3 protein-coding genes are annotated in these 3402 nt (G+C 50.4%); all 3 read left to right on the plus strand.

The genetic code is table 11. From position 1 onward, the window contains the following. The first annotated feature begins 222 nt into the window (after positions 1–222). The 3 genes from pstB (at position 223) to O9324_RS02355 (ending at position 3013) form a co-directional block, all read left to right on the plus strand. Positions 223–1020 carry a phosphate ABC transporter ATP-binding protein PstB gene (pstB, locus tag O9324_RS02345; protein WP_288139383.1) on the plus strand — a complete coding sequence of 266 codons (798 nt, stop codon included), beginning with the start codon at positions 223–225 and terminating at the stop codon, positions 1018–1020. A 72-nt stretch (positions 1021–1092) separates the two neighbouring features. Next, positions 1093–2184, plus strand: coding sequence for a calcium/proton exchanger (gene cax / locus O9324_RS02350; protein WP_288139384.1), 1092 nt, complete (start codon positions 1093–1095; stop codon positions 2182–2184). A gap of 136 nt (positions 2185–2320) precedes the next feature. Beyond that, complete coding sequence (locus tag O9324_RS02355; protein WP_002766779.1) at positions 2321–3013, plus strand: cadmium resistance transporter; 693 nt, start codon at positions 2321–2323, stop codon at positions 3011–3013. The last annotated feature ends 389 nt before the right edge of the window (positions 3014–3402 follow it).

The following is a 3402-nucleotide window of genomic DNA, read 5'->3' on the forward strand; positions in this document are numbered from 1 at the left end:
TTTTGAGAGAATCGTGCTTCAAAACCTTGCGTCTTCATCGGCCCGCGTCCCGTAGGGGCGAAGCATTCGGGCAATAACCTATCGGTGAAACCGGAGATTTTCTATCCGAATGCTTCGCCCGTACTTTTTCAGCAGACCCTATTTAAGTTCTTAATTGCCCACTCCTCTACACCCCACTGCCCTCGAAACACATCTTTAACCATACTCAGGAGAATTTTTGCTATGACTACCCACCTTAACTCAGATCACAGTGTTTTCGATGCGGAAGGAGTCAAAGTTTTTTATAACGGGTTTCTCGCTCTTGTGGACGTTCATATTAAAATTCCCGCGCGAAAAATCGTCGCCTTTATCGGCCCGTCCGGTTGCGGGAAAAGTACCCTCTTGCGCTGCTTTAACCGAATGAACGATCTGATCCCCGGTGCCAAGGTGGAGGGAAGATTACTCTACCGAAATCAGAATATTTACGATTCGCAGGTCAACGCCGTCAAGTTACGGCGACAGGTGGGGATGGTTTTCCAACGTCCCAACCCTTTTCCCAAGAGCATTTACGAGAATATCGCCTACGCGCCCCGAACCAACGGTTATCAGGGAAATCTTGAGGAATTGGTCGAGTCTTCCCTGCGGCAGGCGGCGATCTGGGAGGAAGTAAAGGACAAACTGAAAGAAAAAGGAACGGCACTATCGGGGGGACAGCAACAGCGCCTCTGTATCGCCCGTGCAATCGCGATGAAGCCGGATGTTTTATTGATGGATGAACCCTGTTCGGCTCTCGATCCCATTTCTACCCGTCAGGTGGAGGAATTGTGCCTACAACTGAAGGAAAGTTACACGATCATCACCGTCACCCACAATATGCAGCAGGCATCGCGGATCGCCGACTGGACGGCGTTTTTTAACACCGAAACCGATTCGTCTGGGAAACGCCGGGGGAAATTAGTCGAATTCAGCCCCACGGAAGTTATGTTCGGCAATCCGCAAACCGACGAGGCCCGGGAGTATATTACCGGGCGATTCGGCTAATTGAAACGGAAAAAAGGCTGATAGTCTGTTTTTCAAAACCGTGCGCGGTTTGATCCCGAAACATCCCTTGGTATGAATATAAAAAACTGGATTTTCGCCATTTTGTTGGTTTTTGTCCCGATCTCGATCGCTGGGAATTTCCTCCATTGGGACGTGACGATCATTTTTCTGAGTGCTTGTCTGGCGATCGTTCCCCTGGCCGCTTACATGGGAAAGGCAACCGAGGAAATCGCCGTCGTGGTCGGACCGAATCTCGGCGGTTTACTGAATGCCACCTTCGGCAACGCTACCGAATTAATTCTCGCCTACGCCGCCCTAGAAGAGGGTTTGATCGAGGTGGTGAAAGCGACCATTACCGGTTCGATTATCGGGAATCTGCTGCTGGTAACGGGCGTATCGATGTTTTTCGGCGGCTTACGCTATAAAGAACAGAAATTCCAGCCCGTGACCGCCCGTTTAAATTCCTCGTCGATGAATCTCGCCGTCGCCGCGATCCTCCTACCCACGACCGTTCAATACACCTCCGCCGCAATCCAGGAGATCGTCCTACAGCGTCTCTCGGTAGCGGTGGCGGCGGTATTAATTTTTGTGTATGGTCTGAGTCTGCTGTTTTCGATGAAGACCCACACCTATCTTTACGAGGTGGGAGTTGCCGATCTCGATCAAGAGTCGGGGGAAACCGTAAGCGTAAAAAAGCCGAATCTCTGGCTGTGGGTGGGGATATTACTGCTGGTGACGATCGGGGTGGCGATCGAATCGGAATTATTGGTGAACACCCTAGAGGAAGCTACGAGCGAATTAGGATTAACAACCCTTTTCACAGGGGTGATCCTGCTGCCAATTATCGGCAACGCAGCCGAACACGCCACTGCGGTTAGGGTTGCCTTAAAAGACAAAATGGATCTGGCGGTTTCTGTCACCGTCGGTTCCAGTCTGCAAATCGCACTTTTTGTCGCACCTGTCCTCGTGATTGCGGGTTATTTCCTCGGTCAGCCGATGGCTCTCGATTTCGATCCGTTTGAATTGGTCGCCGTCGCCGTCGCAGTGTGGCTGACTAACTCAATCAGTAACGACGGTCGCTCGAACTGGCTAGAGGGTATATTACTGGTGGCGACCTACGCAGTGATCGCCCTCGCTTTCTTTTTTCATCCCGCACCGGGATAAGGCGATCGGTCGTCGGAAATACAGTTTCTCCATTGGGATGGGTAGTAGGATTCTCCTGTTGCCGAACCTTTGAAGGAAAAGCCGAACAAGGTATAACGAACGGACGAACCCGACGGCTATCTTAAGGAGAAAAACGATGATCGAGATTGTGATTGCGATATCTACGGGTGTAGCGGCATTCGTTGCCACCAACCTGGACGATATATTGATCCTGACGATTCTCTTCAGCCAAACGGGAAAACTCTTCCGTCGTCGCGATATCGTGATCGGTCAGTATATCGGCTTTATTCTGCTGGTTATTGCCAGTTTAGCGGGATTTTTCGGTTGCTTTCTCATCCCTACCCCATGGATTCGCTATCTAGGCCTCGTTCCTGTGATTCTCGGCATCGTTTCCCTTCTCAAAGAAGAGGAGGAGGAGGAAGAGCCGGAGAATGTGGAAGTGGACCTGGAGGATGCGAAAAATTCCCCCTTCGGTGGTTGGTTTGACTCGCGCACCTATAGCGTGGCTGCGTTAACCGTCGCTAACGGCAGCGATAATATCGGCATTTACGTTCCCCTGTTTGCCAGTAGTACCGTCACAAGTCTGATCGTTATCGTCAGCGTGTTTTTGATTCTGGTGGGGGTTTGGTGTGCAATCGCCTACGGGTTGACCAGCGTGCCGACCATCGCCACTATCCTAACCAGTCAGGGAAGTACCTTCGTTCCCTGTGTGCTGATCGGTTTAGGGATTTTTATCGTCAAAGAAAGTATTCCCCTCACGTTTTTGGCCTTAGCAATTAGTTATCTCTGGGCGATCATCGGTCGCAGTCAGGAACTTGCCAGAAAATAAAGTACCATTTATTTCCTGGGCAGAATAGTCCCATCCCAAGGGGGTAATTCTCAGGGTAATTCTGGCGATTGACGCTCCCATCGCACTCAGGCGAGGGATTGACAGGGTTTCATCGGTCTAGTGGTCTGTCAATTCTAAAATAACGGGTTGAGACAAGCAGGGGAAGCAGAGGGAACAGGGGTAGATTTATCCTTCAATTCAATCTTGACAGACCACTAGAGTATATCAGACTTATCTGAAATGACTAGATTGACATCCTCGCCGCCCTAAAAGTGCGGCGATTCCTAAACCTCACGATTTAAGTTTCTGCTTCCACCACCGTCGCATACCACAGTTAAAAAACCATGTACTGTCTTACACAGAGTCCACAGACTTTCGCCCCATTTCAG

The organism is Microcystis sp. LE19-84.1B, from assembly GCF_027531875.1.
GTDB lineage: Bacteria > Cyanobacteriota > Cyanobacteriia > Cyanobacteriales > Microcystaceae > Microcystis > Microcystis panniformis.

Coding starts and splice junctions, on each gene's coding strand:
- pstB (WP_288139383.1), top strand. CDS start 223: ATGACTACCCACCTTAACTCAGATCACAGTGTTTTCGATGCGGAAGGA.
- cax (WP_288139384.1), top strand. CDS start 1,093: ATGAATATAAAAAACTGGATTTTCGCCATTTTGTTGGTTTTTGTCCCG.
- O9324_RS02355 (WP_002766779.1), top strand. CDS start 2,321: ATGATCGAGATTGTGATTGCGATATCTACGGGTGTAGCGGCATTCGTT.